The organism is Pseudomonas sp. ADAK13 (assembly GCF_012935715.1).
GTDB lineage: Bacteria > Pseudomonadota > Gammaproteobacteria > Pseudomonadales > Pseudomonadaceae > Aquipseudomonas.
Genome location: NZ_CP052860.1, coordinates 6,869,991 through 6,895,193, shown reverse-complemented (window position 1 = coordinate 6,895,193; position 25,203 = coordinate 6,869,991). Strand labels below are relative to the sequence as shown.

Genomic DNA, 25,203 nt, shown 5'->3' with positions numbered 1-25,203 from the left:
TGCCGCCTCACGGTAGGAGGCGGTAGGGGAATGCCGGTTATACCCGCAGTATCTTTCCGCTGATCGCCACACCGATCAGCAACACGGCGATCAGCACAAAGGCCGTGCTCAGGCTGCTGCCGTGGGCGATAAAGCCGATGACCGCAGGGCCGGCAAGAATGCCCGCATAACCCAGGGTGGTGATGGCGGGCACCGCAATGTGTTCCGGCATGACGGTCTGCTTGCCGACGGCGGTGTACAACACCGGGACGATGTTCGAACACCCGGCACCTACCAGCGCATACCCCAGCAGGGCGGTTTCCCACGCCGGGAACAGCGTGGCCAGCAGCATGCCGGCTGCGGCGAGGGCGCCGCCGAAGACGATCACCCGGGTGGCGCCCAGGCGCCGGACAATCCGGTCGCCGGTCAGGCGACCGACGGTCATGGTCAAGGCAAAGGCTGCGTAGCCCAGGCCCGCATAGGCTTCATCCAGGCCGCGCTCGGCACTCAGGAACACCGCGCTCCAGTCCAGCACGGCGCCTTCGGCGAGAAACACAATGCAGCACAGGCAACCGATAAACAGCACCACGCCGTGGGGCACGGCAAAGGCCGGCCCGGAGCTTTCACTGCCGTAGGGCAGCAAGTGCGGCCCGGCCTTGAGCAAGGCCACCGCCATCACGACGATGACGGCGAGAGTGGCCTGGAACGGCGACCAGCCCAGCCCCAGCAGCCCGCTGACACCTGCCGCACCGACGATCCCGCCCAGGCTGAACAACCCATGGAAGCCCGACATCATGGTCTTGCCGCTGACCCGTTCGACGATCACCGCCTGCAGGTTGACGGTGGAATCCACCATGCCCAGACCGGCACCAAATACAAACAGTGCGGCCATCAGCAACGGAATGGAAGAGACGGTGGCCAGCATCGGCAGGCCGAGGCAGATCAGAATGGTCCCGCCGGTGGCCACGCGCCGGATACCGTAGCGCGATGCCAGGGCCCCCGCGACGGGCATGGCGATCATCGAACCCACCCCCAGGCACAGCAGCAACAGACCGAGGGTGCCCTCATTGAGTTGGGCGCGGGCCTTGGCATAAGGTACCAGCGGGGCCCAGGCGGCGATGCCGAAACCTGCGATAAAAAAGGCGATGCGGGTCGACATTTGCTCCAGCCGCCCGGGTACCACGGGCGCTGGGGTGCTGATGGCAGTCATGAAAAATCCTTGGTTTTGCGTTCAACGAACGATGTGCAGCGCAACATCCTTGCACATCAGGCCGTATCGAGCGAGCCGGGTTCCCTTGGCGTGCCTGAACAGCGAGCCAACCATTTTTTCAGAAGCATGGAACGCGATTGGCCTTTCCCACCACTATCAGCGTGTAGGACGAGTAATCGCTTGATGTGCGAGGTGGCCTGGAAGGTGCGTAATCCCTGCGAGAACTGGCGAACCCCGGGCTTCTTGCGGCGGATTACCACCTTCCAGGCCGACCCTCCAGCGGCCTCATTGATGGCGCAGGCGACTACGGGCATACACCGCCACAATCACGAAACATCCCATCGGCAACAGGTACGCCAGCGCAACCGTGCTGTTGTCCGCTACCTTGCCCATCAGGTACGGCATCAGCGCACCGCCGACAATCGCCATGATCATGAACGAACTGCCGCGCTTGGTATGGGGGCCGAGGTTTTTCACGCCCATGGCGAACAGCGTCGGGAACATGATCGACATGAAGAAGAACACCGCAATCAGCGCGATCACCGAGATGCCCTCCAACCCAATCACCACCAGCGCGCACAGCGCGATGTTGATCAGCGCGTAAATCAGCAACAGTTTCTGCGCGCTGACGCGGCCCATCAACCAGGTACTGAAAAAACGCCCGCACATGAAGGCCAGCATCGCGATCGACAGCAGGTAGGCCGCGTGCTGGCTGCCCATCTGCGCCCAATGTTCGGTGACGTAGTTGATGAAAAATGCACCGACCCCGACCTGGGCCGCCACGTAGAAAAACTGCGTGATCACCCCACCGACGAATTCCGGATACTGCCACAGCCCCTTGCCGGCCACGGGTTGCAGGGCCTGCTCCTGGGCGCGTAGATCCGGCAGCGGCGTACGGGCGATCAACAGCGCCACCAGCAACACCAGAACGGCGATGACGACATAGGTGGTCTGCAACGAACTCATGTCCGAAGCCGGTGTGCTGCCGGCGCTGAAGAACATCGCGCCGCCAATCAGCGGGCCGAAGAACTGACCCAGGCCGTTGAAAGACTGCGCCAGGTTCAACCGTCGCTCGGCGCCCTGGGGTTCACCCAGCACTGTGGCGTACGGGTTGGCCGCGGTCTCCAGGCAACCCAGCCCGCAGGCGATGACGAACAGCGCGAACAGAAAAAATGCAAAGCTCGCCGCCGCTGCCGCCGGCATGAACAGCAATGCGCCCACCGCATACAGGCACAAGCCCAGCAGGATCCCCGCCTTGTAGCCGTGGCGGTCCATCAACAGCCCCGCCGGCAGGGCGATCAGGAAGTACGCGCCGAAATACGCGCCTTGCAACAGCCCGGACTGGGCCTTACTGACGTGCAGGACTTCCTGGAAATGCTTGTTCAGGACGTCCAGCAAGCCGTAGGACAAGCCCCAGAGGAAGAACAGACTGGTCACCAGCATCAGTGCCCAGCGGTAGGTCGGCACGGCGGGTGTGCCGGCTGCCACAGGTGTGTCTTTGCTTAACATGACGCTTCTCCTGTTGTTTTTATGGGATCAAGGCGTGCGATGCAGCGGTTATCAGGGTTGGTCGGTGAGGCTGAAAATCTGTGTCAGCGGCTGCCATTTGCCGCCGGGATCGGTCCACGGCGTGGGCGCCTGGAAACGCCACATCAGGGTTTCCCAGGCTTGCACGTCGGGGTTGGCGCGGGCGGCCTGGTCGAGTGCTTCGAAGCTGAACCCGGCCGTGGTGTCCATGACCATGAACAGCCGCGTGCCCAGGCGCCAGATCTGCATCTGCAGGATGTGCTGGCGGCGCAGATGCGCGGCCACGGCGGGCCAGATGCGTTGATGCAACTGCTGGTACTCGGCGATCAATGCCTCATCGTCGATCAGGTCCAGGCCCAGGCAGTAGCGTTGGCCGCTCATGTCAGCGCCCGGTCGAGGTGGGTGTAGCCGCCGTCCACCACCAGCCATTGCCCGGTTGTGTGGGAGGCGCGGGGTGACAGCAGGAACAGCACGCTGTCGGCAATTTCCTCGGGGGTGGTCATCCGTTTGCCCAAAGGGATTTTCTCGACGATGGCGGCGAGCTTGGCCTCGGGGTTGTCGAAACCATCGATCCAGCGCTGGTACAGCGGCGTCAGCACCTCGGCGGGCACCACCGCATTGACCCGGATGCCGAATTCCAGCAAGGAGGCCGCCCACTCCCGGGTCAGCGACAATTGCGCACCTTTGGCCGCGGTATAACCGCTGGTGCCGCCCTGGCCGGTGAGGGCCGTCTTGGAGCTGATATTCACGATCGCCCCGCGACTGGCCTTGAGAGCATCGAGGCACAGGTGGGTCATCAGGTAGTAATGAATCAGGTTCTTTTCCAGGGACTCGACGAAGGCTGCACGGCCTGCTTCCAGCCCCACGCCATCGTTGACCCCGGCGTTGTTCACCAGGCCGTCGATGCGTCCGAAGCGTTGCAACACTTCGTTGACCGCCGCGCGGCAGGCGTCTTCATCGCGCAACTCGACACGGATGAAGTGGCTTTGGCCCTGTTGTTCAAGCTCGGCCGCGAAGGCCGCCGACAGCGGTTGATGTCCGAAAATCACCGGGATCGCGCCTTCGGCGATCAGCCCCAGGGAGATGGCGGCGCCAATCCCCGAGCCGCCGCCGGTGACGATAATCACGCGGTCCTGCAAATGCAGATTCATGGGCAGTTTCCTTCAAGGTGATAGACCCGCTGGGCAGTGCCGCCCCAGATCGCCTGCTGTTCATGGGGCGACAGTTGGCCGAGGGTCTGTTGCAGCAATTGGCAGGTGCCCTGGTATTCCCCGGCCAGCAGGCATACTGGCCAGTCCGAGCCGAACATCAGGCGGTCGGCGCCAAACAGCTCCAGCGCCAGTTCTATGTAGGGACGCAGGGCACGGGCGTTGCGCTGATCGGGCCCGGCTTCGGTGAGCAGGCCCGACAGCTTGCAGCTGACGTGGGGCAGGGCGGCCAGCGGTGCCAGGTGTTCGGCCCAGCCGGCCGGGCCGTTGGCGATATCTGGCTTGCCCAGGTGGTCCAGCACCAGGTGATGTTGGTCGTGGCGCTGGCACATGGCTGTTGCGGCGTCGAGGTCGGCGCAGCGGATCAGCACCTCGTAGACGTAGCCTTGTTGTTGCAGGTGCCGCAGGCCACGGGAGAATCCTGGATCCGCCATAAAGCGCGCGGGCCTGGGTTCGTCCTGAATCTGATGCCGAAAGCCCTTGAGTCTTGGTGCGTCGCGCCATTGTTCCAGGTGTTGTTCCAGGGCTGGGTCGCACAGGTCGACCCAGCCGACGACACCGAGTATCCACGGGTGCTGGCGCGCCATTTCCAGCAGCGCGTCGGTTTCCTGCTCGCCGGCGCGGGCCTGCACGGCAATGCAGCCATCCAGGCCGGCAGCGTCGAGCAATGGCCGTAAATCGTGTGGGAGAAAGTCCCGCCGCAGGTCAGCCTCAGCCGCACCGATCCACGGATAATCAGCGGCCCGGTAGCGCCAGAAATGCTGGTGCGCATCGAGCCTCAGGGGTGATAGGGACGACATTATTATTGTGCTCCGTCCATTCAAATTGTGTTTCAGCTCACGGCCGGTGGCGGTATTGCTCCCGGGACGCGGCTTTCATCTGGATCGAAAACCCCGGTGCCGTCGGCGGCAGATAGGCAGCGCCGCGTACCACGCAAGGTTCCTCGAAATGCTCGTGCAGGTGGTCGACATACTCGATCACCCGGCCTTCGTGCGTGCCGGCGATGCACAGGTAGTCGATCATCGACAGGTGCTGCACATACTCGCAAAGCCCGACGCCGCCGGCATGGGGGCATACCGGCAGGCCGTATTTGGCCGCCATCAGCATCACCGCCAGTACTTCGTTGACCCCTCCCAGGCGGCAGGCGTCAATCTGCACCACATCGATGGCCTCACGCATGATCAATTGCTTGAAGATGATCCGGTTCTGGCACATCTCCCCGGTCGCGACCTTGACCGGCGCCACACCCAGGCGAATCTTGCGATGGCCTTCGATGTCGTCGGGGCTGGTGGGTTCTTCGATAAACCATGGCTTGGCAAACGCCAACTCGCGCACCCAGTCGATGGCGGTGTCGACTTCCCACACCTGGTTGGCGTCGATCATCAATTGGCGATCCGGCCCCAGCACTTCGCGGGCGATGCGCACGCGGCGCAGGTCATCCTGCAAGTCGTGGCCGACCTTGAGCTTGACGTGGTTGAACCCGGCATCCACCGCTTCCTGGCACAGCCGGCGCAGCTTTTCGTCACCGTAACCGAGCCAGCCGGCCGAGGTGGTGTAGCAGGGGTAGCCATTGGCTTGCAGGTCGGCCATGCGTTCAGCCTTGCCTTCGGCGCGTTGGCGCAGCAAGGCCAGGGCTTCGCTTGAGGTGATGCAGTCGGTGATGTAGCGGAAGTCGATGCAGCGCACCAGTTGCTCCGGGCTCATGTCGGCCACCAGGCGCCATAAGGGTTTTCCTTCGGCCTTGGCCCACAAATCCCACGCGGCGTTGACGATCGCGCCGGTGGCCAGGTGAATGGCGCCCTTGTCGGGGCCGATCCAGCGCAACTGGCTGTCGCTGGTGACATGGCGCCAGAAGCGGCCCATGTCTTCGGTGATCCATTCCAGAGTCAAGCCCACCAGCAACGGCTGAATGGCCTGGATCGCCGCGCAGCAAATCTCGTTGCCACGGCCGATGGTAAAGGTCAGGCCGTGGCCTTCAAGGGCCGGGTTGTCGGTCTGCACAATCACATAGGCGGCCGAGTAGTCCGGGTCCGGGTTCATGGCGTCGGAACCGTCCAGGGACTGGGACGTGGGAAAGCGGATATCTTCGACGCGAATCGCGGTAATGGTGGTCATGAACGGCTCCTTGGCTCTTGTCAGGCGTCGACCGTGGTCTGGTTCTGTTCACCCAGGCCTTCGATGCCCAGGCGGATCTTTTGCCCGGGCTTGAGGTAGACCGGCACGGGCTTGATCCCCAGGCCGACACCGGGCGGAGTGCCGGTGGAAATCACATCCCCTGGTTGCAGGCTCATGAACTGGCTGAGGTAGCTGATCAGTTTGGGAATCTGGAAAATCATCGTGCGGGTGTTGCCGTTCTGGTAGCGGTGGCCGTCGACTTCGAGCCAGATCGACAGTTGATGCGGGTCGGCGATTTCATCCCGGCTGACCAGCCACGGGCCCAGCGGGCCAAAGGTGTCGCAGCCTTTGCCCTTGTCCCAGGTGCCGCCGCGTTCCAGTTGGAACTCACGCTCGGAGACGTCGTTGATCACGCAGTAGCCGGCCACGTGCTGCATGGCCTGGCTTTCTTCGATGTAGCGGCCGCCCTGGCCGATCACCACACCGAGCTCCACTTCCCAGTCGGTCTTGGTGGAGTGGCGGGGGATTTCGATGTTGTCGTCGGGGCCGACGATGGCGCTGGTCCATTTGTTGAAGATGATCGGTTCGTCGGGTATCGGCGCGCCGGTTTCGGCGGCGTGATCGGCGTAGTTCAGGCCGATGCAGATGAATTTTCCCACTTGGCCGACACAGGCGCCCAAGCGCGGATTGCCGGGTACCAGGGGCAGGCTCGCGGGGTCGAGGTCTTGCAGGCGAGCAAGGTTTTGCGGGAGCAGGGCTTCGCCTGCGACATCACTGATGTGAGCGGACAAGTCGCGCAGACGACCGTCAGCGTCCAGCAGGGCCGGGCGTTCCTGGCCTTTTTCACCGTAGCGCAGCAATTTCATGAGCAATCCTCTTATTGGGAAGTGGGCGGTCAGTTGCTCCAGCCGCCGTCAATGATCTGGGTGGTGCCGGTCGTAAACGCGCTGGCGTCAGAGCCAAGGTACAACGCCAGTTGGGCGATTTCCTGGGGCGTGCCCAGGCGTCCCATCGGTTGGCGCGCGGTGAAGGCGGCGTACACCTCATCCTGCTGGCGGCCTTCACGGCTGGCTTGTTCGATGATGCGTTGCTGCAGCGAAGGGGACTCCACGGTGCCTGGGCAGATGGCGTTGCAGCGAATGCGTTGGGTGACAAAATCAGCGGCGACGGATTTGGTCAGGCCGATGACCGCCGCCTTGCTGGCGCAGTAGGCAAAGCGATTGGGCACGCCCTTGAGGCTGGAGGCCACCGACGACATGTTGATAATCGAGCCGCCGCCGGCCGCCAGCATTCCCGGCAGAAACGCGCGGATCATGCGGTACATGGCGGTAACGTTGAGGTCCAGAGCAAATGCCCAGTCGCTTTCCGGGCATTCGAGGATATTGCCGGCGTGCACCACGCCCGCGCAGTTGAACAGCACATCCAGCGGGCCGATCTCGGCGGCGAGGCGTTGGATCGCGCTGGCGTCGGTGACATCCAGCAACACCGTTTGCGCGCCTGGCAGGTCAGCGAGCGCCTGTTGATTGATGTCGGCTGCAATCACTTCGGCGCCAGCCGCCAGGTAGGCTTCGACGCTGGCGCGGCCAATGCCCTGGGCGGCGGCGGTGATCAGCACGCGTTTACCGGTGAGGTCCATGACAGACTCCCTAGATTGTTATTATTGGCTCAATGGTCAGGCCATTGAGGGCGTAAAACGCCTGCATCTGTGGCATAGCGAACCGTGGTGGGTTTGCTATGATCAGCACACTGGAAACGATCCAATGGTCAGGCCATTGATCCAATTTTTAGCATGGGTCTTCCCGGTCAACAAGCGGCTTTTTCGTCAGTTGACCCATTTGACCGTGCCATGCATGAATCGAGCTGAGCCTAGATGCCATTTCAAGTGATTGATAACCAACGTCTTTATCGACAGATTGCCGACCAGTTGCGGGCGTTGATCGACAGTGGAGAATTTCCGCCGGGCAGCCGCCTGCCGGCAGAACGCGAGCTGGCCAAACTGCTGGGCGTGAGTCGCGCCTCCGTGCGTGAAGCAATGATTGCCCTGGAGGTGATCGGCCTGGTGGACGTGCGTGTGGGCAACGGCGTGCTGGTGTGCGAACCGGTGCAACCGACGGTCAGCCAGGAACCGGTGATGGCCCAGGCCACCCGGGATCAATGGAAAGAGTTCGATCCGGAGCTCAACCTGCACGTCGACTTCAACGCCGAGATCCCACCGTTTTCCCTGCTCCAGGCCCGTCGCCTGATTGAACCGGAAGCCGCCGCCCTGGCCGCCAAACACGCCACCGACGAAGAGCTGGCGGGAATCCGCGAGGCCTTCGAGCGTAACGTGCAGGACAACCGCGAAGGCTCCCATACCCACCCGGGCGATCGCCTGTTTCACATCCGCATCGCCCAGGCCTCGGGCAACCCGGCGTATGCGCTGATGATTGCGCACTTGCTGGGGCATCGTTACGGCAGCATGTTCCAGCGGTTGCAGGCGCATTACACCTCGGACGACATGCCGCATCGCTCGGAAGACGAGCACCGCAAGATCCTCGACGCACTGGAGCAACGGGACGTGGAAGGTGCGCGACAGGCCATGCGCAAGCACCTGGAAGAGGTGGTACGAATCTTTATGCGGGCCGCGCAATGACCGTGTTCTACGACGCCCGCGGGAATATCTACGGGGTGGTCAGCCCGGAGTTGTTACGCAGCCAGGGTGTTGAGCTGCCTGGTCGTGCCGACTTGGCCGCTGCCACTCGCGAGGGTTGGGCGCTGGCGGCCATTGCCTCTGAATGCGGCTGGGGTGATTTACCGCGCCCGGCAGAGGCCAAGGAGCATCGCTGCGACGGTTTGTTGGTGGGGCCGTTTCAGGCCGAGCCGCCGTTTGACGTGTTGATTGTTAACACGGATGGGTCTTTGGCCGAGCGCAGTGGCAATGGCCTGACGATTTTTGCCCAGTCGTTGACCGACCAGGGATTAATGACGCAAGGCTGTGACCTGCGGGTGCATCACGACAAGCCCGATGCACTGTCTCCGGTGATCACGCGGGTTGAGCCTGCGGTGTACGAACAGGTTCAGGGCTTTTGGCTGGCGCTGGGGCGGCCCGAATTCGGGCCCTTGGCGGTAGGGGCGGTTGGCGTTGGCCTGGTATCGCTTGAGGGGACCGAGGTGAGCCATGTCGCGCAACTGGCTGCACTCAACCCCGAGTGGAATCACAGCCGGTTTGTACGTGTGGGCAACCCTCATTGCGTGACGCTGGTGCAGGACGCGTTGGCGTTGCCGGACAACGCGCAGATGCATCGGCCCACGTTGTTCGATCCGCTGAGGGCAGTCGCTTTTGCGCCGCCTGCCGGGGCGGGTCAGCCCTGTATTTCCGGAGTCAACCTGCAATGGGTCGCCCGGGATTCAGGCAACCGTGTTATCGCACGCGTATTTGAGCGCGGAGAGGGGCCGACGGCGTCTTCCGGGACCAGCGCCAGTGCCGTGGCATGCGCCGCCTGGTCTGTAGGATGGGTGACCGTGGGTGAGGTGGCGGTGGTAATGCCGGGCGGTACGGCACCGGTGCGGTTGCGAGCGGAGGCGGGCGAGTTGCTGAGCGTCAGCCTCTTCGGGACTGCGCGGCTGCAATCGCTTTGAAGTAAGGAGTGGCTGGCGTATTTGTTTTTGTCAGCCGTTTCCTTATAAGTAAGTGTCGTGGGTGAATAGCCGTGTAAGAGTATTCCTATTAGCGAATACTGGCTGTTTAACTACATTTCTGTAATTGATAAAAGACCCTTCCAGTATCGATGTACGAATCTTCTCTTTTATTTTGAAGCGGCCGAATGTCGCCTGAAATCGCTAGTATTCCTGGGGTTCAGGCACTTTTTATCGGCTTCGAATTGAGTGGCTCTATCTTCGTTTTACGCGGGGAGTTATTTCAGTTCGACAATGAATGGCGGGTAACAACGGATGTTCGATACGCTTGTTTCGTCACGCTTCAAACTGATTGTTGCAGGAATAAACCAGGCGTTTCAGGTGCTGGCTTTTAAAGGCAGCGAAACGATTGATCAACCTTTTTTCATTGAATTGCAGTGGGTCAGTGAAAACCCCAGCCTGGATCTTGAGGCGCTGCTTCACCAACCGGCCTATCTGGATTTTGGTGAGGCGGGGGAAGGCCTTCACGGGCAAATCCATGCCATCGGCCGGGAAGACCCTGGCCGGCGACTGACCTGCTATCACCTCACGCTTGCGCCACGCCTTGCGCATCTGGCCCATCGTTGCGACCAGCGGATTTTCCAGCAGCGCAGCGTGCCGCAAATCATCATGGCGGTGCTGGAGCAGCACGGCATGCTTGCAGATGCCTATGCCTTTGAACTGGGTCCGGTGGTGTACCCGCCACGCAGGTTCTGTGTGCAATACGCAGAAACCGATCTGCATTTTATCCAGCGTTTGTGCGAAGAAGAGGGCATCCATTATCACTTTCGCCACAGTACGGAGGCCCACGTGCTGGTGTTTGGCGATGACCAGACGGTGTTTCGACGTTTGCCGGCGCAGTACTACTGTGCGGCCGCTGACCCTGCTGCCGACGCACGGGTGATCCAGCGTTTTGATGTGCGCCTGGCCACACGCAGTGCTCAGGTTGTGCGGCGTGACTACGACTTTGAACACCCGTCGCTGCGGCTGCAGGAGCAGGCCGGCGCTTTCCCGGCGCTTGAGGACTATCAATACCCTGCGGGATTCACCGGCCATCTGCGCGGCTCGCAGTTGGCCCGGCGTGGCCTGGAGCGTCATCAGCGAAACCGTCACCGGGCGTTGGGCCGCAGTGATCAGCCGGCCTTGCACAGCGGGCATTTCCTGGCGCTGCGGGGCCACCCGGACCTGTCTTGCAATGACTTGTGGTTGATCACCAGTGTGCGTCACGAAGGCTATCAACCGCAGGTGCTGGAGGAGGCCGTGGTGGATGGCGAAGCGTTCCAGGGCTATCGCAATCGATTTACCGCAACGCCCTGGCGCGCGATTCACCGCCCACCGCTCAAGCATCCCAAACCGCGCATCAGCGGCAGCCAGACCGCCACGGTCACCGGCCCGGTGGGTGAGGACATACATTGCGACGCCCACGGGCGGGTGAAAATCCGCTTTCACTGGGACCGGCTCGACAAGAGCGACGACAAGAGCAGCTGCTGGGTGCGGGTGGCGTCCGGTTGGGCAGGTGAGCGCTTTGGCGCGGTGATGATTCCGCGTGTGGGCATGGAAGTATTGGTCACCTTCCTGGAAGGTGATCCGGACCGACCCGTGATCAATGGTTGTCTGCCTAACGCTCTGCATACGCCGGCTTACCCCTTGCCACAACACAAGACCCGCAGTGTTTTGCGTAGCCGCAGCACGCCGGGTGGCACGGGGGCCAACGAACTGCACCTTGAGGACCGCACCGGCCAGGAACTCATCTACCTGCGCGCCCAACGCGACCTGGAGCAGCAGGTAGGCCACGACAGCCGGCTGGAGGTCGTGGGCGAACGTCGGGAAACCATCCACGGCTTGAGTACGACCACCCTGGGAGACGAGGAACACCGCAGCATCGCCGGCGACCGCAAGGTTCGGCTTGGGGCTGATGATCACTTGCACGTGCAGGGTAACAGCCAGACGCATGTCGGCCAGACCCTGGTGATCGAAGCAGGGCAACAGGTCCATCTCAAAGCGGGCGCCAACCTGGTGATCGATGCCGGTGCGCAGTTGAGCTTCAAGGCAGGTGGTGAGCATTTGCTGATTCAGGCCGGAGGGATTTTCAGCAGTCGGCCGATCACGTTGGGCGGTGTGCCTGCTGGGACCCGTACAGCAAGTCCGGTTGGGCCGGGTGACGTGACCGCCTCGCCCGTATTTGTAGCGGAGGGGCCAAAGGTTTCGGTTACCCAAGGCGCAATCATGGAGCTGGCCAGACGACTGGATGCGGACTTCTGTCCGGTGTGCGAGCGCTGCCGCGAAGGTTTGTGCGAATCCACGGGGAGGGCGGCTTGATGGATATCTCGCCTGGCCAGTGGATGGCTCAACAGCAGCAGGCGGGGCGTCGCCTGTGCCTGGTTCTACAGGATGAAAACGACGCACGCGGGGCACTGCTGGCGACACGCTCGGTGGCTGAGTATCGCAGCCTCTACGTTGAAACCGTCGCATCGGAAATGGCGGCGGATGGGCCGATGCTCCTGGTGCTCGACCATGTCAACGAACCCGGGCTGGTGAGCTTATTGCAAAACCCTCAGCGTAATTGGGGCTGGTTGGGCAGCTTGCCTGATGATGACTTATCGGGTGTGACCCGGCATTGGCGCGACAGGTTGGTGGTGGGGGCGGCGGCCAGCCAGGCGCTGTACCGCTTCCACGATAACCGTACCTTGGCGCGGGCCTTGGTTCACCTGCCTGCTCAGGACCGGCCTGTTTTTCTCGGGCCGCTGATCAGCGTGTGCTACTGGCAGGGCGAGCGTTGGTGCTGTGTCGATAACCCGGCTCCGGGGGTGTATCCGGTACCCGATCCTGCGCCGTGGCTAGAGGTGCCTAACCCACAGGCGGGAGCGATTCTGCAGGCCAATATCCTGCGTTATCTGTTGGCTGCGTACAGTGAGGCGCTCAGTCAACTGGCTGAGTTTCAGGACCCGAGAATCTGGCTGGAACAGGTGCTGGAGCAAGCCCGGGCCTGGCAATGGGAGAGGCCGGAACAGCTGGAGTTCTTGGTGGTGCGGCGGTTGGTGGAAGCCACTGGGGACGTACTTATCCGATGGCAGCCGATGCGGGGGGAAGTGGCGGAGGACCATTTTCATCGGGTGGTTGAAGAATGGCGTCGGGTGGAGCGGGAGCAGCAGGATGCGTAGGGGATTTATGTTGAGCGTGTGTCGAGGGGCATTCGTTTGCAGCGTGCTGGCTGCTTCCGGTTGTGCGATGAAACCAGTGGATAGTTTCACCCTGGAAGTCGACTTGCCGGCGAATTTTCGCTTCAAGAGTGATGCAGCTTATCGACCGGCAACGGGTGAGATCTGCACCTTACCCAAGCGCCGTGGCAAGTGGCCGGAGGACAAGGTTTTTGACACGGAGGGCAAGCCGGTGGCCAATCGGGTGAGCTTTGAAGTGCCACTGACGGAGACGGTGGATGGGTGTCCGTTAGTGTTGCGCAGCATTACGTTTGATATGTACGCGAAGTGGGGAGAGCGCTCGACGGATATCGGAGGGGATTTCGCATTCATCAATGTGCTGGATCGGTTGGAAGAAGGTATGGCCGGGATGCCTGAGTCGGGTGTTCAAAAACTGCCTGGACGATGTCAGTGGTTATTCCGAACAGTCGGTCCCAAACGGGCCATTAGCAAGGTACTCAAGTGTAACTCGCTGAACGCAGTAGGGAATCTGCGAAAAGCAAGAGCAGGTGGAGCGGCGCAACGGGATGAGTTGAAAGACAAGACGTTGAGGATGGCCCTGGAAGTGACGACGGAGGAACGGCCTTACATGGGAGATAACTGGGTTCGATTCCCTCAAGGTTGGAAACGCTGTATGGGCAAGAGCCTGGAGGATCAATACGCGTTCTGTCGCGGGAATACTACCGATTTCAAATCCATCAAGATGCCTGATGGGCGTGAATGCGACATATATCCCACTTGTTCCGAATAAGGATATTCAGACATGCCTCTTGAAGAATGGAAGCAACCTTTTTTTAGCGAAAAAATGCCAGTTTGTGCATTACGCGGATGTTGGTTGAGTTTTTGTCTCGTGGATGAGTCAGGCGATGGTAAAGCCTATGGAGGTCTTGCATACGAGGTTTTTGACAGTGCAGGCCAGCAATACAAGGGGCGTTTGAACGGCGACGGATTTGCAAAGCTGGAGAATCAATACCTCGGTCCTACGGTGCTGATCTTCGAAGCAGCCTATGGAAGGCGCGACGATTATTACTCTACGTTACAGAGACGCAGCCGTTATCCATTACCCATCACCGAACTTCAAGTTCGAGCGGAACAAACGCGCTTTGTCCGGGCTGATGGTGAGCGTACCGAGCGAAACCCCGCTCAGCAAAAGGCCGGCAGGTTTTACCAAGTCGAAGTGCGTGATTTGGTCAGGCATGCAGCTCACTTACCACCCTTGGCGCCCAGGATATTTCGTCCCCAGCGACATGCGCTAAAGATGATGGCTGATCTTGGATTTGGGCCGTCCCAGTCGACCTTGGCAGGAGTTGTGTTGTTTCCCAATCAACATACCGTGCTGGAGATACGGCCGTTGCGCGCGCTGCGGCCGATGTTGTCTATCGACGACCAGTTCTGTGCCTTGAATCTGTATCAGTTGGCCTTGATGGCTACCTTGAGTTACTGCGACTTTGGACAGGAGCCACGCACACAGCCAGTAAATCAGGTCTGCTTCCCCTTGGGTCCCAGTGTGGGGCGCTTCTTTTCCGAAGAACTTTCGGGTTACCAAGAAGCTTGGAAAGTTGACGCTGAGCAAGTGCAACGCTTTTATCCACTGTACGAAGACTTGCCCTATTCGAAACGGTTTGAGGTTTTGCCCTTTGATCCGGAGTTGTATGAACAGAATCGCCCGGCACAGGGGGAGGCTCAGGAACACCCGGCGCGTCTGCATTTTTTCGATGATCAGAAGCACGGCACTGATACTCAGGCATTTATCAGCCATCACGATGAGGTGATTCTGATTTCCGTGCGGGGCACGGCTGGTGGCGCTGATGCACTGCGGGATGCAAACGCGCACCAGGTAGCTTTTGGTGATGGTTTTGGCAAGGCTCATGAAGGGTTCTATAAGGCTTATAGAGCTATGCGTGATTTTGTCCTGCTGTACCTCGATCAGTTTTATGTGGGGCAGCGCGTCTTAATCTGTGGCCACAGCCTGGGCGGAGCCATAGCACTGCTGTTGGCTGAAGGACTGCGGCGAACTCCCGATCGTGACTACAACATCCTTCTCTATACCTACGGCGCCCCCCGAGCTGGCGACTCCGAATTCACCGACGGGGCCTCGGCTCTGGTGCATCACCGCATAGTCAACCACAACGACCCTGTCCCGAGTGTCCCTGCACCCTGGATGAACACCACCGCCAAAATCTGGATACCTGGCGCCGTGGTGCTGTTCAGCAACCCTGCACCCGGGGGCCTGCTGTTTGCCCTGGGCTTGGTACGCCTGACCGGCAACCCTTACCAGCACCACGGCGCGCAGCAGCACTTCATGCCGATTCTGCTACCGGATGGTACACAGTCCTCCGTCTTGTGGACCCCCGGCTGTGAATCCATTGAGGACGCAGCTTGCAAGCGCGCATTGCGGCTCAATGGCGATATGCCGGATCGCGCCAACCTGATCAAACAGCTTGTTCAGAATGGTCATCACTCCATGGTCGTCGGCTACATCCCCGCTGCTTGGGCCACGTTGCGCCGTTGGCAGCAAACCCTCGATACCCATGGCACCCTCGTGACTTCCCGTGAATTTGAACTGATCGACAACGCCCTGTTCACCATGCAGCACCAGTTGCGGGAGCAGCGAAAAAAACTGGATCTGCACCGTCCAGCCAACCAGCGTGGCTACGAACACCACGAGCCCTTGAGTCAGGAAATCGATCGGCTGAAAGACAGTCGCGACCGTTTGGAAACCCTCCGCTGGCGCCGCCTCCAGGCCCGCGACGTCTACGGCAGCCACGCCTCATCCCCAACCCTGCAAACCAGCCTGAAACGCTGGTTCACCCACCCGAAAAACCGCGAACTCAACCAGGTGGCGAGTATCCCGCCACCACCGGATGACGGCTGGGGAAAGCCGCAGACCCTCGATATCGACTCAATCACATGAGCCTACAAAAACTCCACCTGCGCAGGCCGGCGCTTCATCAGTACCTTGCCTCCCCGAATCGAATACAACGGCAATCCCTGGCTGCGAATCACTTCATAGTCGCTGTCCGCCGACAGGATCAACAGGTTCGCCGGACGTCCCGGTTCCAGGCCGTAACGATCTCCCAGGGCCATGGCCTTGGCGCTGTTGTCGGTGACCAGGTCCAGTGCGCTTTGCAGGTTGCGATAGCCAAGCATGTGGCAGATATGCAACCCGGCTTCCAGCACCCGCAGGATGTTGCCGTTACCCAGGGGGTACCAAGGGTCGACGATGGAGTCCTGGCCGAAGCACACGTTCATGCCGGCCTCCAGCAGTTCGTTCACCCGGGTCACGCCCCGGCGTTTCGGGAAGGTGTCGAAGCGGCCCTGCAAGTGAATGCTTTCGGTGGGGCAGGAGACAAAGCTGATGCCCGAATGCCCCAGCAGGCGGAAGAGTTTGGCGCAGTAGGCATTGTCGTAAGAGCCCATGGCCGTGGTGTGGCTGGCGGTCACGCGGGCACCCATGTCGCGGCTGCGGGCTTCTTCGGCCAGCACTTCGAGAAAGCGCGAATGGGGGTCGTCGGTTTCGTCGCAGTGCACGTCCACCAGGCAACCGGTGCGCTCGGCCAGGTCCATCAGGAATTTCACCGAACTCACCCCTTGGTCGCGGGTGTATTCAAAGTGCGGGATACCGCCGATCACGTCGGCGCCCAAACGGATGGCTTCTTCCATCAGCTCGCGGCCATTGCGGTAGGACTCGATTCCTTCCTGGGGGAACGCGACGATTTGCAGGTCGATCAGGTGGGTGCTTTCCTCGCGCACTTCGAGCATGGCCTTGAGCGCGGTGAGGTCCGGGTCGGTGACGTCGACGTGGGTGCGCACGTGCTGGATGCCATGGGCCGCCAGGGTCTGGATGGTTTTCCTGGCGCGGGTCTTGGTGTCTTCCAGGGTGATGGTGGCCTTGCGTTCGCCCCAGCACTCAATGCCTTCAAACAGTGTGCCGCTCATGTTCCAGCGCGGTTCGCCGGCAGTCAGGGTGGCGTCGAGGTGGATGTGTGGTTCGACGAAGGGCGGCACCACCAGGTTGCCGGCGGCATCCAGATCGTCGGGCCCCGCTACGGGGGCGGTGGCTTGTGGGGTGATGCTGGCGATCCGGCCGTGTTCCAGGTGCAGATCATGCAGGCCTTCACGGTTGCGCAGGCGGGCGTTGATGATGTGCATGGGCAAGTTCCTCTTGGCAAAAAACAATCAGGCAGACAGCCGCCAGATCATCAGCGCGATGCCGATGTCCAGGCGATCATAAGAATTATCCAGCGTCAGCCCGCACAGGGCTTCGATGCGCTGGACGCGGTGCGTCAGGGTGTTGCGGTGAACCGCCAGCCGCTGGGCGGCGGCCACAAGGTTACCATTCTCGTGGAACCAGGCCTCCAGGGTTGGCATCAGGCTTGGGCCATGGTGCTGGTCGTGGCGCAACAGCGGCCCGAGGCGTTCGTTCAGAAACTGGTCGAGCAGGGCGCGATCACGTACGCCGCTGAGCAACTTGAGCACACCCAGCTCATCGTAGACACACAGCCCTGCGCGCTCACTGAACCGCCGCGCAGCCGCCAGTGCCTGGCGCGCTTCATCCACGGCCTGGGCCAGGCGAGCGGGCGGGTGCGCGGCGGCACTCAGGCCGACAAACAGTTTCAACGGTGCCAGGCGCAGGTTCAGCGCTTTCAACCAGCCCGCCAACAACTGGCGGTTGGCCAATGCCGCACTCGCGTCCATCGCGGGCATCAGCATTGTCCACTGCCCGGCACGCCCCAGCACGGGCAAACGCGACGGATGCTGTGCAGAAAACTGGCGCAAACGACGGGTAATCCCATCGTGTTGACGCGCAAGCTGCGCCTCGACCACCGGCGCTTCACCTTGGGCAAACAATGCATCGCTGCCGTCCAGTTGCAGCTGGACAAGCTGCCACTGCCCGGCCAACGGCATGCCCAGCTGTGCGGCACGGTGCAGCAGCAAATCCAGGGATTGATAATCACCGGCCAGCAGGCGTTCCAATACATCATGCCGCGAACGCCCCAACTGTTGCGACTGGATCAACGCCGAGCCGATAGCCTGGGTCACCAGCACCATCTTCAACGAGTACGGCTGCTCGATCAGCGGCATACCCGCTTCTTGCGCGGCTTCCAGCAAACGTTGGGGAATTGCCTGGATATAGTCCGGCCCCGTGAGGATCACCAGGCCAGCGACCTGGCGCTGACAGGCTTCGTCCAGCAACACCAGCAGGTTGGCCTCATCCCGTGGGTGATTGATGCCGGTGACGAACACCAGTTCGCCGCCCAGCACCCATTCGGCGATGCCGCTGTTTTCTGCGACATAGGGCCAACGTACCGCATTTTCGAGGCCGGCTTCTCCGGCTCGCAGGCACATCGACTCCAGCCCGGGCAAGGCCAGCACATCGGCGATGGTCAGGCTCATGCCCGCACGTCAGCCAAAGGTGCCCGTACCCGTAGCACGCTGGTCAATACGATGTAAGTCAGTGACGCAGCCACAATCCCCACCAACGGCGCCACCCATGGGGAGTGAAAGGCCAGAACCGTACCCACGGCGTAGGCGATCAGCCCAGGCCAGTTGAATGCCGGCAGGCGCGTCTCGGCCAGGCGCGGGTAGTGGCCGCGATAGCGATAGAAGAAGTCTGCCATGATCACCCCGCCAATCGGCGGAATCACCGTGCCCAGCAGGATCAGGTAGGGCACGAGCATGTCGTACATGCCCAGCAATGCCAGCAGCGTACCGATCACCGCGCCGGCCAGGGTCACCGTTTTGCGGCGTTTGGTGCGCAGCAGGTTGCAGCCGGCGACGGCGAAGTTATAGATGGTGTTGTCCTGGGTGCTCCAGATGTTCAGGAGCAGCATGGCCATGGCGGCCATGGCAAAACCTTGCAGCAGCAACACTTCGACTACGTCCGGTTGCTGGTAGACGATGGCGCCGTAGGCCCCGATCAGTACCATCAGGCCGTTGCCGATAAAGAAGCCGATCAGGCTGGCCAGCACCGCGACCTTGGCTGAGCGTGAGAACCGCGTCCAGTTGGTGGCCTGGGTCGCGCCGCTGACAAAGGTGCCAAACACCAGGGTGATGGCGGTGGACAGATCCAGCTCGCCGGTCGGCACCACCGCCAGCAGTCCATCGAGCCCGCCGACCTTGACGGTGGCCACCCACATCGACAGAAACAGCAAAATGCCCATGGCCGGCACGGCGATGTAGGACAGAATCTCCAACCCGCGATACCCCACGTAGGCCGTCGCGCAGAACACCATGCCGAACAGCACCATCAACCCGAGGACGCTGCCTTGGCTCAACTCGAAGTACTTGCCCAGCACCACCGCTGCGGTGGCCGTGCCCCAGGCGTACCAGCCGATCTGGGTGAAGCCGAGGATCAAGTCGCTCAGCTTGCTGCCCACTTCGCCAAAGCAGAAGCGCCCCATGAGTACTGAATTCAAACCGCTCTTGAACGCGATGTAACCCAGCCCTGCGGCGTAGATACCCAACAACAGGTTACCCAGGGCCACGACGCCGAGCATTTGGGTGAAGCTGAAGGCCACTCCCAATTTGCCGCCGGCGAACATGGTGGCGGTAAAAAAGGTAAAGCCCAACAGCACCATGGCGGTTGAGGCCAGGCCTTTGCGGGCATGCATGGGTACCTCGCTGAGAGGGTAGTCATTGCCCGGTTCGTTCTGCGTCATGTGCCTTTCTCCCTGAATGAGTGACGCAGGCCTATTGCACCCGTCGTGCCAACTGCCAGGCAGTGACAGGCGCACGGTCAGCACTGTGCAGGTTGCACAGTATTTATAGCCAAACAGGGAGAACGCGCAGGCGGGATTGGTCTTTCTGCCCAATCAAGCGCGAAAGCGGTGCAGGGGTGATACAAATTGGATCACCCGTTATTCAATCGAAAAGGGTGTAGGAGGTCTCGCCGCGATGAAACGCAAAGGCGGCCTCAAGGTCGCTTTCAATGGTGCGGCCACGGGAGAGCGGCGGCAGGTCATCGAGCCTGAAGAAGCCGACTTCCGTGGTTTCGAAACCGGCTGCCGGCGCCACGTGATCAACCCGCTCGCACAGAAAATAGAGTTTGTAGAAGTCCCGGATATCGGGCCGGTACAAGCCCTTGGCCTTGTGGGTGACGCTGTACAGCGCCCGCGCGGTGACCGTCAGCCCGGCCTCTTCGCGGATTTCCTTGATGATGTTTTCAGCCGCCGACAGACCAATGTCCGCATAGCCCCCGGGCAACGCCCAGCAACCATCCGTCAACTCACGCACCAACAGGATCCGGTCACCGTCAATCACCGCACCCCGTACATCAATCATCGGTGTCGAATAGCGCTTGGCAAAGTCCGGCACCAGCCCGGTGATACGCTCCAGCGGCACGTCGCCCAACTGCGCCAGCATGCTGTGGGCGATCTGGGCGATTTCCTCAAGGCGCTCGCGCTCGAAGTCATCGGTGCAGAAGTGCAGCCCCGTGGAGGCCAATGCTTGCAGGCGCTTGGCCTGGGCCAGCCAGGTGTTTTCCATGGGAGCTCCTTCAGTCAGAGGCGGTGAGGTCTTTTTTCATGTAAACCCGACGCAGGCCGTTTTCTTCGGCGCGGTGGGTTTCCACATACCCTTTGCGGGTGTACAGCACGATGTTTTCAGTCATCGCTTCATTGGTATAGAGGCGGATGGAACCTTGCCCGGCCTGGCGTTCCGTGAACTCCAGCAATAGGCGCCCGTAACCCAGACCCTGGGTGTCGGGATCGACGGCGAGGTTATCCAGCAGCAAGTACTCGTCGTTATGGATCAGTACGACAAAGCCGTGCACCTGGCCCGCATTTTCCAACACGTGCACCCGTGCAGCAGCGACCTGTTGGCGATAATCATCCAGCATCGGCCCCGGCTTGCGCCCGATGCGTTCGATATAAGGGGAGTAGGCGGCGTGGACGATGGCCTCGATGGCGGCGATATCGTCAACGGTGGCGGAGCGGATAAGGGGTGGCATCGCTGTGGGCCTCCAGAAATCACTTGTGGCGAGGGGACAAGCCCCTCACCACAGTGGTTTTTCTACATCACCGGCTCATTCGCCGCGATAAATGCAGCCACTGGTGCAGGTCTCATGGATGCGAATCGCGCTGAGTTCCGGCAACAACGGTTTCAATTCATTCCAGATCCACTTGGCCAGCACTTCGCTGGTCGGGTTCTCAAGGCCCGGGATGTCGTTGAGGTAGTTGTGGTCGAGGCGTTCGTAGAGCGGCTTGAAAATCGCCTTGATCTCCGAGAAGTCACGGATCCAGCCGGTATGCGGGTCGAGGTCGCCGCTGAGGTGGATCGCCACCTTGAACGAATGGCCATGCAGGCGCCCGCACTTGTGGCCTTCGGGCACGTGGGGCAGGCGGTGGGCGGATTCGAATGTAAATTCCTTGAAGATTTCCACAGTATTTTTCAGCTCGGTCAGGTGTCTGGCAGGCGGCGAGTTTAACAGCTTGATCCCTTGCCGCGCATACCGCTTGATCAGAGAGCCAGCAGGCGTTCGCCCAATTGCCCGTTATCCGCCAGCTGCAGGAATTCATCCCCCAGCCGCTGGCTTTCGCTCATTGCGGTTTGCCAGTACTTGTTGCGGCCCGGGTCATCGCCCATGAAGCGCTTGAAGTCACTGCGGTCTGGCAGTTTGCCGTGGGGCAGGCGGGCCAGGTATTCCTTCGACGGCGCCAGCAGCAGTACATCCTGCAGGCCCTGTTGATTGGCACGGCGCCACGGCAAGCCTTTGTCGAACCAGCCGGGGATGACCCGGTCGGTGAAGTGCGGGTACAGCACGATGTCATCGCCGTGATAGGGCAGGTCGAGGTGGTAGTCCAGCAGGCCGCCATCGCGGTAAGTGCCTGCACCGGCGCCCGGCAGGTCACGCACGCCTTGCATCACCATGGGGATCGAGCCGGACGCCAGCAGCGCCTGGCGCAGGTTGCCCAGTTCCAGATTGAGGAAGCGCGAGGGGAAATCCTTGAGGGCATGCAGCGGTGGCGCCTGGCGTGGGTCGTGGACGATCAGCCGTTCGAAGTGCCGGGACAATCGCGCGCGGCCCCGCAGGTTGTCGGCGATCACCGAGGACAGTCCCAAACCAAGACGGCCGCGATGATCGTCGGCGAGCAGGCCGTGGCTTTTGACCACCATGATATTCAGCCGATAGTTCGGGTTGTCGAGCACGCGGGCATCACGGCCGGCCAGCAGGTCATCGAGCATGCGCACGCAGCTCTGGCTGACTTCGGCCATCGTCACGCCTTTGGCGAAAGTTTGTTCGTTGTACAGCCGGCCCAGGTCGAGCAGGCCTTGCACCGGGTCGGGCAGGCAGGCACTGGCAAACCGCCAGGAGCCGATCGAGGCGCCGATCAGTGCGCGTTCCCGGGGCGCGCGGGGCAGCCAGTCACCGAACAGCGCCAAGTCCAGGCCCTGGATGCCCAGGGCTTTTGGGCCACCCGCGGCGCCGGGAAGTATGCCCACGTCCGCAGGCGCAAGCCCCTGTTCGCGAATGCGTGCGAAAGCGCGTTTACCGGCCTTGAGGGTCAAGGCGGGGAACTTCATATGGATAGCAGTCATACCGGTCTCATCGACAGCGAGCAGGGCAGTATAGAAAATCTTGCCCGGTTGCAGGCAAAGGTCTCGCAGAGAATTGCCATGGTGGCAATTCAGTTTCAGTTAAGTTGGATCCAGTACGGTGAGCCCCGTAGGCAAAATATCCTGAAACGGAGACTCACCATGAAAACCCTCACAGCCTTGATCGCCAGCAGTATCATCGCCCTCACCGCAGGCGTCGCCCAGGCTCGCGACCTGGGGCCGGACGAGGCACTGAAGTTGCGCGACGCTGGTACCATTGTGTCTTTCGAGAAGCTCAATGCCATTGCACTGGCCAAACATCCCGGCGCCACCGTGCATGAAACCGAGCTTGAAGAGGAATACGGCAAGTACCTTTATCAGGTTGAACTGCGCGACGCCCAGGGCGTTGAGTGGGACCTGGAATTGGACGCTGTCACCGGGGCCGTCCTCAAGGATCATCAGGATACGTAATGAAGGTAAATCTACGCACCAGCGTTCAAGTGGCGCTGGTGCTCCTGGCATTTTGCTCAAGCCTGGCCGCTCGGGACCTGGGCCAGGACGAAGCGTTGCGCCTGCGCCAGAAGGGCGTGATCGCGCCGCTCGAGCACCTGCTGGGGCCCGCGTTCGAGCGTTACCCGGGCGCCAAGTTGCTCGACGCCGAGCTTGAAGAGCACAAGGATCGTCCTGTGCGCTATATCTATGAAATCGAACTGTTGACGGTGGAAGGCGTGGTGCGCGAGATCGAACTCGACGCCAACACCGGCCAGCTGCTCAAAGACAAGGAAGACGACTGATGCGCCTGCTCCTGGTGGAAGACCACGTACCCCTGGCCGATGAGCTGATGGCCGGGCTCAATCGCCAGGGCTATGCCGTGGACTGGCTGGCGGACGGGCGCGATGCGGTGTATCAGGGGCGCAGCGAACCCTATGACCTGATCATTCTCGACCTCGGGCTGCCGGGGTTGCCCGGGCTTGAGGTGTTGACGCAATGGCGTGCCGCTGGCCTGGCCACGCCGGTGCTGATCCTCACGGCCCGCGACTCCTGGGCCGAGCGCATCGAAGGCCTCAAGGCCGGGGCCGACGATTACCTGAGCAAACCGTTTCATCCCGAAGAGCTGCACCTGCGTATCCAGGCCTTGCTGCGCCGTTCCCATGGCCAGGCCAATCAGCCCACCTTGCAGGCCGCCGGCTTGCACCTGGATGAAGGGCGCCAGTGCGTGATGCGTGACGGCGAGGAGATCCAGCTGACCGCCGCCGAGTTTCGGTTGTTGCGTTACTTCATGCTGCACCCCGAGCAAATCCTTTCAAAAAGCCACTTGGCCGAACACTTGTACGACGGCGAGACCGAGCGTGATTCCAATGTGCTGGAGGTCCACGTCAATCACCTGCGCCGCAAGTTGGGCCGCAGTGTGATCGAGACCCGGCGCGGCCAGGGTTACCGGTTTGGCGCCAGCCCGGCATGAGGTCAATCCAGCGGCGCCTGAGCCTGGGATTGATCAGCGTGATGGTGATCGTCGGCCTGGTGTTGGCGCAGACCAGCCTGTGGCTGTTTGAAGTGGGCCTGCAACGGTACCTGGAATCCGGCTTGCGCAACGACAGCGAGAACCTGCTGGTGGCGCTGGTGCGCGGGCCCACAGGGGTTCAACTGGATGAACAGCGGCTGTCACCGGCCTATCAGCGGCCGTTTTCCGGGCACTATTTCCGGATCGACTTTGGTGACACTCACTGGCGTTCGCGCTCGTTATGGGACCAGGAACTGCCGCAACTGCCCCAGGCCGGGCTCAAGGGCAACCTGCAATTGGGCCCGGAAGGCCAGCAACTGCTGGTGTTGCGTTCCGACTACAAGCGCTTCGGCCAATCGATTTCCATCAGCGTGGCCCAGGACTACACCCCGGTCAGGGAAAGCTTTCGCCTCATGCGCCAGATTGGCCTGGTGCTCGGGCTGGCAGCGCTGTTGCTGATCCTGATTCTGCAACGCGTCACCGTGCGCCGCGCGTTACGCCCGCTGGAGACCGCGCGCAACCAGATCGCCCAACTGCAACAAGGCCAGCGCTCGCAACTGGACACCCAGGTACCGGTGGAACTGGAACCGCTGGTGGCGCAGATCAACCATTTGCTGGCCCACACCGAAGACAGCCTCAAACGCTCACGCAACGCCCTGGGCAACCTCGGCCATGCCTTGAAAACCCCGTTGGCGGTATTGCTGAGTGTGGCGTCCAGCGAGCAGCTCAAGGACCATCCACAGCTCAGCAAGCTGCTGCGCGAACAGTTGGAGCAGGTGCAGCAACGACTTAACCGCGAACTCAATCGTGCCCGTTTGGCCGGCGAGACGCTGCCCGGTGCCTTGTTTGACTGCGATGGAGAATTGCCGGGGTTGCTGGCGACCTTGAACATGATCCATGGCGAGCATCTGGATTTGAGTTACCGCGCACGCCCAGGCTTGCAGTTGCCGTGGGACCGCGAGGACTTGCTGGAACTGTTGGGCAACCTGCTGGACAACGCCTGCAAATGGGCGGATGCCGAGATTGTGTTGAGCATCAGCGAAACCCCGGAAGGCTTCCAGTTGGCCGTGGAGGATGACGGGCCGGGGATTCCCGAAAGCCAGCGTGACCAGGTGTTCAGCCGAGGCACCCGGCTGGATGAGCAGACTGACGGCCATGGCTTGGGGCTGGGGATCGTGCGGGATATTGTCGACGTGTGGGGCGGGGTGCTGCTGTTGCAGGAAAGCGAGCTGGGCGGGCTGAAGGTAGTAATCGATCTGCCACGCCGCCACTAAA

The 25,203-nt window shown here is 61.4% G+C and carries 25 protein-coding genes; 10 read left to right on the top strand and 15 right to left on the bottom strand.

Annotated features, from left to right (window positions below; all coding sequences use genetic code 11):
• Positions 1-37 precede the first annotated feature (37 nt).
• From HKK54_RS31920 to HKK54_RS31885, 8 genes are all read right to left on the bottom strand, one after another.
• Positions 38-1,189 carry an MFS transporter gene (locus tag HKK54_RS31920; protein ID WP_169389052.1) on the bottom strand — a complete coding sequence of 384 codons (1,152 nt, stop codon included), beginning with the start codon at positions 1,187-1,189 and terminating at the stop codon, positions 38-40.
• Between the two features lie 285 nt (positions 1,190-1,474).
• Positions 1,475-2,698 carry a sugar MFS transporter gene (locus HKK54_RS31915; protein WP_169389051.1) on the bottom strand — a complete coding sequence of 408 codons (1,224 nt, stop codon included), beginning with the start codon at positions 2,696-2,698 and terminating at the stop codon, positions 1,475-1,477.
• 51 nt (positions 2,699-2,749) lie between these two features.
• The gene (locus tag HKK54_RS31910; RefSeq protein WP_169389050.1) at positions 2,750-3,097 is read right to left on the bottom strand and encodes an L-rhamnose mutarotase; all 348 of its coding nucleotides are present in this window, start codon (positions 3,095-3,097) and stop codon (positions 2,750-2,752) included.
• Complete coding sequence (locus tag HKK54_RS31905) at positions 3,094-3,867, bottom strand: SDR family oxidoreductase (RefSeq protein WP_169389049.1); 774 nt, start codon at positions 3,865-3,867, stop codon at positions 3,094-3,096. Before HKK54_RS31905 ends, HKK54_RS31910 begins: the two co-directional genes overlap by 4 nt.
• Positions 3,864-4,724 carry an amidohydrolase family protein gene (locus HKK54_RS31900; protein ID WP_169389048.1) on the bottom strand — a complete coding sequence of 287 codons (861 nt, stop codon included), beginning with the start codon at positions 4,722-4,724 and terminating at the stop codon, positions 3,864-3,866. The genes HKK54_RS31905 and HKK54_RS31900 overlap by 4 nt, the downstream gene beginning before the upstream one ends.
• 37 nt (positions 4,725-4,761) lie before the next feature.
• Positions 4,762-6,039, bottom strand: coding sequence for an L-fuconate dehydratase (locus tag HKK54_RS31895; RefSeq protein ID WP_169389047.1), 1,278 nt, complete (start codon positions 6,037-6,039; stop codon positions 4,762-4,764).
• Between the two features lie 20 nt (positions 6,040-6,059).
• Entirely contained in the window at positions 6,060-6,905 is an 846-nt protein-coding gene (locus tag HKK54_RS31890; RefSeq protein ID WP_169389046.1) for a fumarylacetoacetate hydrolase family protein, read from the bottom strand.
• 29 nt (positions 6,906-6,934) lie between these two features.
• Complete coding sequence (locus HKK54_RS31885; RefSeq protein WP_010172814.1) at positions 6,935-7,675, bottom strand: SDR family oxidoreductase; 741 nt, start codon at positions 7,673-7,675, stop codon at positions 6,935-6,937.
• Positions 7,676-7,909: 234 nt separating this feature from the next.
• Here HKK54_RS31885 and HKK54_RS31880 point away from each other — a divergent pair, with 234 nt between their 5' ends.
• The 6 genes from HKK54_RS31880 (at position 7,910) to HKK54_RS31855 (ending at position 15,804) form a co-directional block, all read left to right on the top strand.
• Entirely contained in the window at positions 7,910-8,671 is a 762-nt protein-coding gene (locus HKK54_RS31880; RefSeq protein WP_169389045.1) for a FadR/GntR family transcriptional regulator, read from the top strand.
• Positions 8,668-9,657 (top strand): diaminopimelate epimerase, encoded by a 990-nt coding sequence (locus tag HKK54_RS31875; protein WP_169389044.1) that lies wholly within the window; start codon positions 8,668-8,670, stop codon positions 9,655-9,657. The genes HKK54_RS31880 and HKK54_RS31875 overlap by 4 nt, the downstream gene beginning before the upstream one ends.
• A 312-nt stretch (positions 9,658-9,969) precedes the next feature.
• Positions 9,970-12,012, top strand: a complete 2,043-nt coding sequence (tssI, locus tag HKK54_RS31870) for a type VI secretion system tip protein TssI/VgrG (protein WP_169389043.1) — start codon at positions 9,970-9,972, stop codon at positions 12,010-12,012.
• The gene (locus HKK54_RS31865; protein WP_169389042.1) at positions 12,012-12,854 is read left to right on the top strand and encodes a DUF4123 domain-containing protein; all 843 of its coding nucleotides are present in this window, start codon (positions 12,012-12,014) and stop codon (positions 12,852-12,854) included. The genes tssI and HKK54_RS31865 overlap by 1 nt, the downstream gene beginning before the upstream one ends.
• The gene (locus tag HKK54_RS31860; RefSeq protein ID WP_169389041.1) at positions 12,847-13,641 is read left to right on the top strand and encodes a hypothetical protein; all 795 of its coding nucleotides are present in this window, start codon (positions 12,847-12,849) and stop codon (positions 13,639-13,641) included. Before HKK54_RS31865 ends, HKK54_RS31860 begins: the two co-directional genes overlap by 8 nt.
• Positions 13,642-13,653: 12 nt before the next feature.
• Positions 13,654-15,804, top strand: a complete 2,151-nt coding sequence (locus HKK54_RS31855; RefSeq protein ID WP_169389040.1) for a lipase family protein — start codon at positions 13,654-13,656, stop codon at positions 15,802-15,804.
• A gap of 2 nt (positions 15,805-15,806) precedes the next feature.
• Here the strand turns inward: HKK54_RS31855 and codA are convergent, their stop codons facing one another.
• The 7 genes from codA to HKK54_RS31820 all read right to left on the bottom strand — a co-directional run bounded on the left by codA (position 15,807) and on the right by HKK54_RS31820 (position 22,430).
• Positions 15,807-17,042, bottom strand: coding sequence for a cytosine deaminase (codA, locus tag HKK54_RS31850; RefSeq protein ID WP_169389039.1), 1,236 nt, complete (start codon positions 17,040-17,042; stop codon positions 15,807-15,809).
• Positions 17,043-17,069: 27 nt separating this feature from the next.
• Entirely contained in the window at positions 17,070-18,287 is a 1,218-nt protein-coding gene (locus HKK54_RS31845) for a PucR family transcriptional regulator (RefSeq protein ID WP_010172802.1), read from the bottom strand.
• Complete coding sequence (gene codB / locus HKK54_RS31840) at positions 18,284-19,552, bottom strand: cytosine permease (RefSeq protein WP_010172800.1); 1,269 nt, start codon at positions 19,550-19,552, stop codon at positions 18,284-18,286. Before codB ends, HKK54_RS31845 begins: the two co-directional genes overlap by 4 nt.
• A gap of 202 nt (positions 19,553-19,754) precedes the next feature.
• The gene (locus HKK54_RS31835; RefSeq protein WP_169389038.1) at positions 19,755-20,378 is read right to left on the bottom strand and encodes an NUDIX hydrolase; all 624 of its coding nucleotides are present in this window, start codon (positions 20,376-20,378) and stop codon (positions 19,755-19,757) included.
• Positions 20,379-20,388: 10 nt separating this feature from the next.
• On the bottom strand, positions 20,389-20,841 hold the full coding sequence (locus tag HKK54_RS31830) for a GNAT family N-acetyltransferase (protein ID WP_169389037.1): 453 nt from the start codon (positions 20,839-20,841) through the stop codon (positions 20,389-20,391).
• Between the two features lie 75 nt (positions 20,842-20,916).
• Entirely contained in the window at positions 20,917-21,273 is a 357-nt protein-coding gene (gene queD / locus HKK54_RS31825; protein ID WP_003190259.1) for a 6-carboxytetrahydropterin synthase QueD, read from the bottom strand.
• Between the two features lie 77 nt (positions 21,274-21,350).
• Complete coding sequence (locus HKK54_RS31820) at positions 21,351-22,430, bottom strand: hypothetical protein (RefSeq protein WP_010172787.1); 1,080 nt, start codon at positions 22,428-22,430, stop codon at positions 21,351-21,353.
• Positions 22,431-22,589: 159 nt separating this feature from the next.
• On the opposite strand from HKK54_RS31820, the gene HKK54_RS31815 reads away from it, so the two are divergent.
• The 4 genes from HKK54_RS31815 to HKK54_RS31800 are packed head-to-tail and all read left to right on the top strand — an operon-like array spanning position 22,590 to position 25,202.
• Positions 22,590-22,898, top strand: a complete 309-nt coding sequence (locus HKK54_RS31815) for a PepSY domain-containing protein (RefSeq protein ID WP_008432789.1) — start codon at positions 22,590-22,592, stop codon at positions 22,896-22,898.
• Positions 22,898-23,221 carry a PepSY domain-containing protein gene (locus tag HKK54_RS31810; protein WP_010172783.1) on the top strand — a complete coding sequence of 108 codons (324 nt, stop codon included), beginning with the start codon at positions 22,898-22,900 and terminating at the stop codon, positions 23,219-23,221. The genes HKK54_RS31815 and HKK54_RS31810 overlap by 1 nt, the downstream gene beginning before the upstream one ends.
• A complete protein-coding gene (locus tag HKK54_RS31805) occupies positions 23,221-23,889 on the top strand; it encodes a response regulator transcription factor (protein WP_017476155.1) in 669 nt (222 codons plus the stop codon). The genes HKK54_RS31810 and HKK54_RS31805 overlap by 1 nt, the downstream gene beginning before the upstream one ends.
• Complete coding sequence (locus HKK54_RS31800; protein WP_010172779.1) at positions 23,886-25,202, top strand: sensor histidine kinase; 1,317 nt, start codon at positions 23,886-23,888, stop codon at positions 25,200-25,202. The genes HKK54_RS31805 and HKK54_RS31800 overlap by 4 nt, the downstream gene beginning before the upstream one ends.
• The last annotated feature ends 1 nt before the right edge of the window (position 25,203 follow it).

Excerpts from the sequence above, each read along its gene's own strand:
- HKK54_RS31880 (WP_169389045.1), top strand. The coding sequence starts at position 7,910 with ATGCCATTTCAAGTGATTGATAACCAACGTCTTTATCGACAGATTGCC.
- HKK54_RS31805 (WP_017476155.1), top strand. The coding sequence starts at position 23,221 with ATGCGCCTGCTCCTGGTGGAAGACCACGTACCCCTGGCCGATGAGCTG.
- HKK54_RS31885 (WP_010172814.1), bottom strand. The coding sequence starts at position 7,675 with ATGGACCTCACCGGTAAACGCGTGCTGATCACCGCCGCCGCCCAGGGC.
- tssI (WP_169389043.1), top strand. The coding sequence starts at position 9,970 with ATGTTCGATACGCTTGTTTCGTCACGCTTCAAACTGATTGTTGCAGGA.
- codA (WP_169389039.1), bottom strand. The coding sequence starts at position 17,042 with ATGCACATCATCAACGCCCGCCTGCGCAACCGTGAAGGCCTGCATGAT.
- HKK54_RS31860 (WP_169389041.1), top strand. The coding sequence starts at position 12,847 with ATGCGTAGGGGATTTATGTTGAGCGTGTGTCGAGGGGCATTCGTTTGC.
- HKK54_RS31830 (WP_169389037.1), bottom strand. The coding sequence starts at position 20,841 with ATGCCACCCCTTATCCGCTCCGCCACCGTTGACGATATCGCCGCCATC.
- HKK54_RS31910 (WP_169389050.1), bottom strand. The coding sequence starts at position 3,097 with ATGAGCGGCCAACGCTACTGCCTGGGCCTGGACCTGATCGACGATGAG.
- HKK54_RS31905 (WP_169389049.1), bottom strand. The coding sequence starts at position 3,867 with ATGAATCTGCATTTGCAGGACCGCGTGATTATCGTCACCGGCGGCGGC.
- HKK54_RS31835 (WP_169389038.1), bottom strand. The coding sequence starts at position 20,378 with ATGGAAAACACCTGGCTGGCCCAGGCCAAGCGCCTGCAAGCATTGGCC.
- HKK54_RS31900 (WP_169389048.1), bottom strand. The coding sequence starts at position 4,724 with ATGTCGTCCCTATCACCCCTGAGGCTCGATGCGCACCAGCATTTCTGG.
- HKK54_RS31845 (WP_010172802.1), bottom strand. The coding sequence starts at position 18,287 with ATGAGCCTGACCATCGCCGATGTGCTGGCCTTGCCCGGGCTGGAGTCG.
- HKK54_RS31810 (WP_010172783.1), top strand. The coding sequence starts at position 22,898 with ATGAAGGTAAATCTACGCACCAGCGTTCAAGTGGCGCTGGTGCTCCTG.
- HKK54_RS31875 (WP_169389044.1), top strand. The coding sequence starts at position 8,668 with ATGACCGTGTTCTACGACGCCCGCGGGAATATCTACGGGGTGGTCAGC.
- HKK54_RS31920 (WP_169389052.1), bottom strand. The coding sequence starts at position 1,189 with ATGACTGCCATCAGCACCCCAGCGCCCGTGGTACCCGGGCGGCTGGAG.
- HKK54_RS31855 (WP_169389040.1), top strand. The coding sequence starts at position 13,654 with ATGCCTCTTGAAGAATGGAAGCAACCTTTTTTTAGCGAAAAAATGCCA.
- HKK54_RS31890 (WP_169389046.1), bottom strand. The coding sequence starts at position 6,905 with ATGAAATTGCTGCGCTACGGTGAAAAAGGCCAGGAACGCCCGGCCCTG.
- codB (WP_010172800.1), bottom strand. The coding sequence starts at position 19,552 with ATGACGCAGAACGAACCGGGCAATGACTACCCTCTCAGCGAGGTACCC.
- HKK54_RS31895 (WP_169389047.1), bottom strand. The coding sequence starts at position 6,039 with ATGACCACCATTACCGCGATTCGCGTCGAAGATATCCGCTTTCCCACG.
- HKK54_RS31865 (WP_169389042.1), top strand. The coding sequence starts at position 12,012 with ATGGATATCTCGCCTGGCCAGTGGATGGCTCAACAGCAGCAGGCGGGG.
- HKK54_RS31800 (WP_010172779.1), top strand. The coding sequence starts at position 23,886 with ATGAGGTCAATCCAGCGGCGCCTGAGCCTGGGATTGATCAGCGTGATG.
- HKK54_RS31915 (WP_169389051.1), bottom strand. The coding sequence starts at position 2,698 with ATGTTAAGCAAAGACACACCTGTGGCAGCCGGCACACCCGCCGTGCCG.
- HKK54_RS31815 (WP_008432789.1), top strand. The coding sequence starts at position 22,590 with ATGAAAACCCTCACAGCCTTGATCGCCAGCAGTATCATCGCCCTCACC.
- HKK54_RS31820 (WP_010172787.1), bottom strand. The coding sequence starts at position 22,430 with ATGACTGCTATCCATATGAAGTTCCCCGCCTTGACCCTCAAGGCCGGT.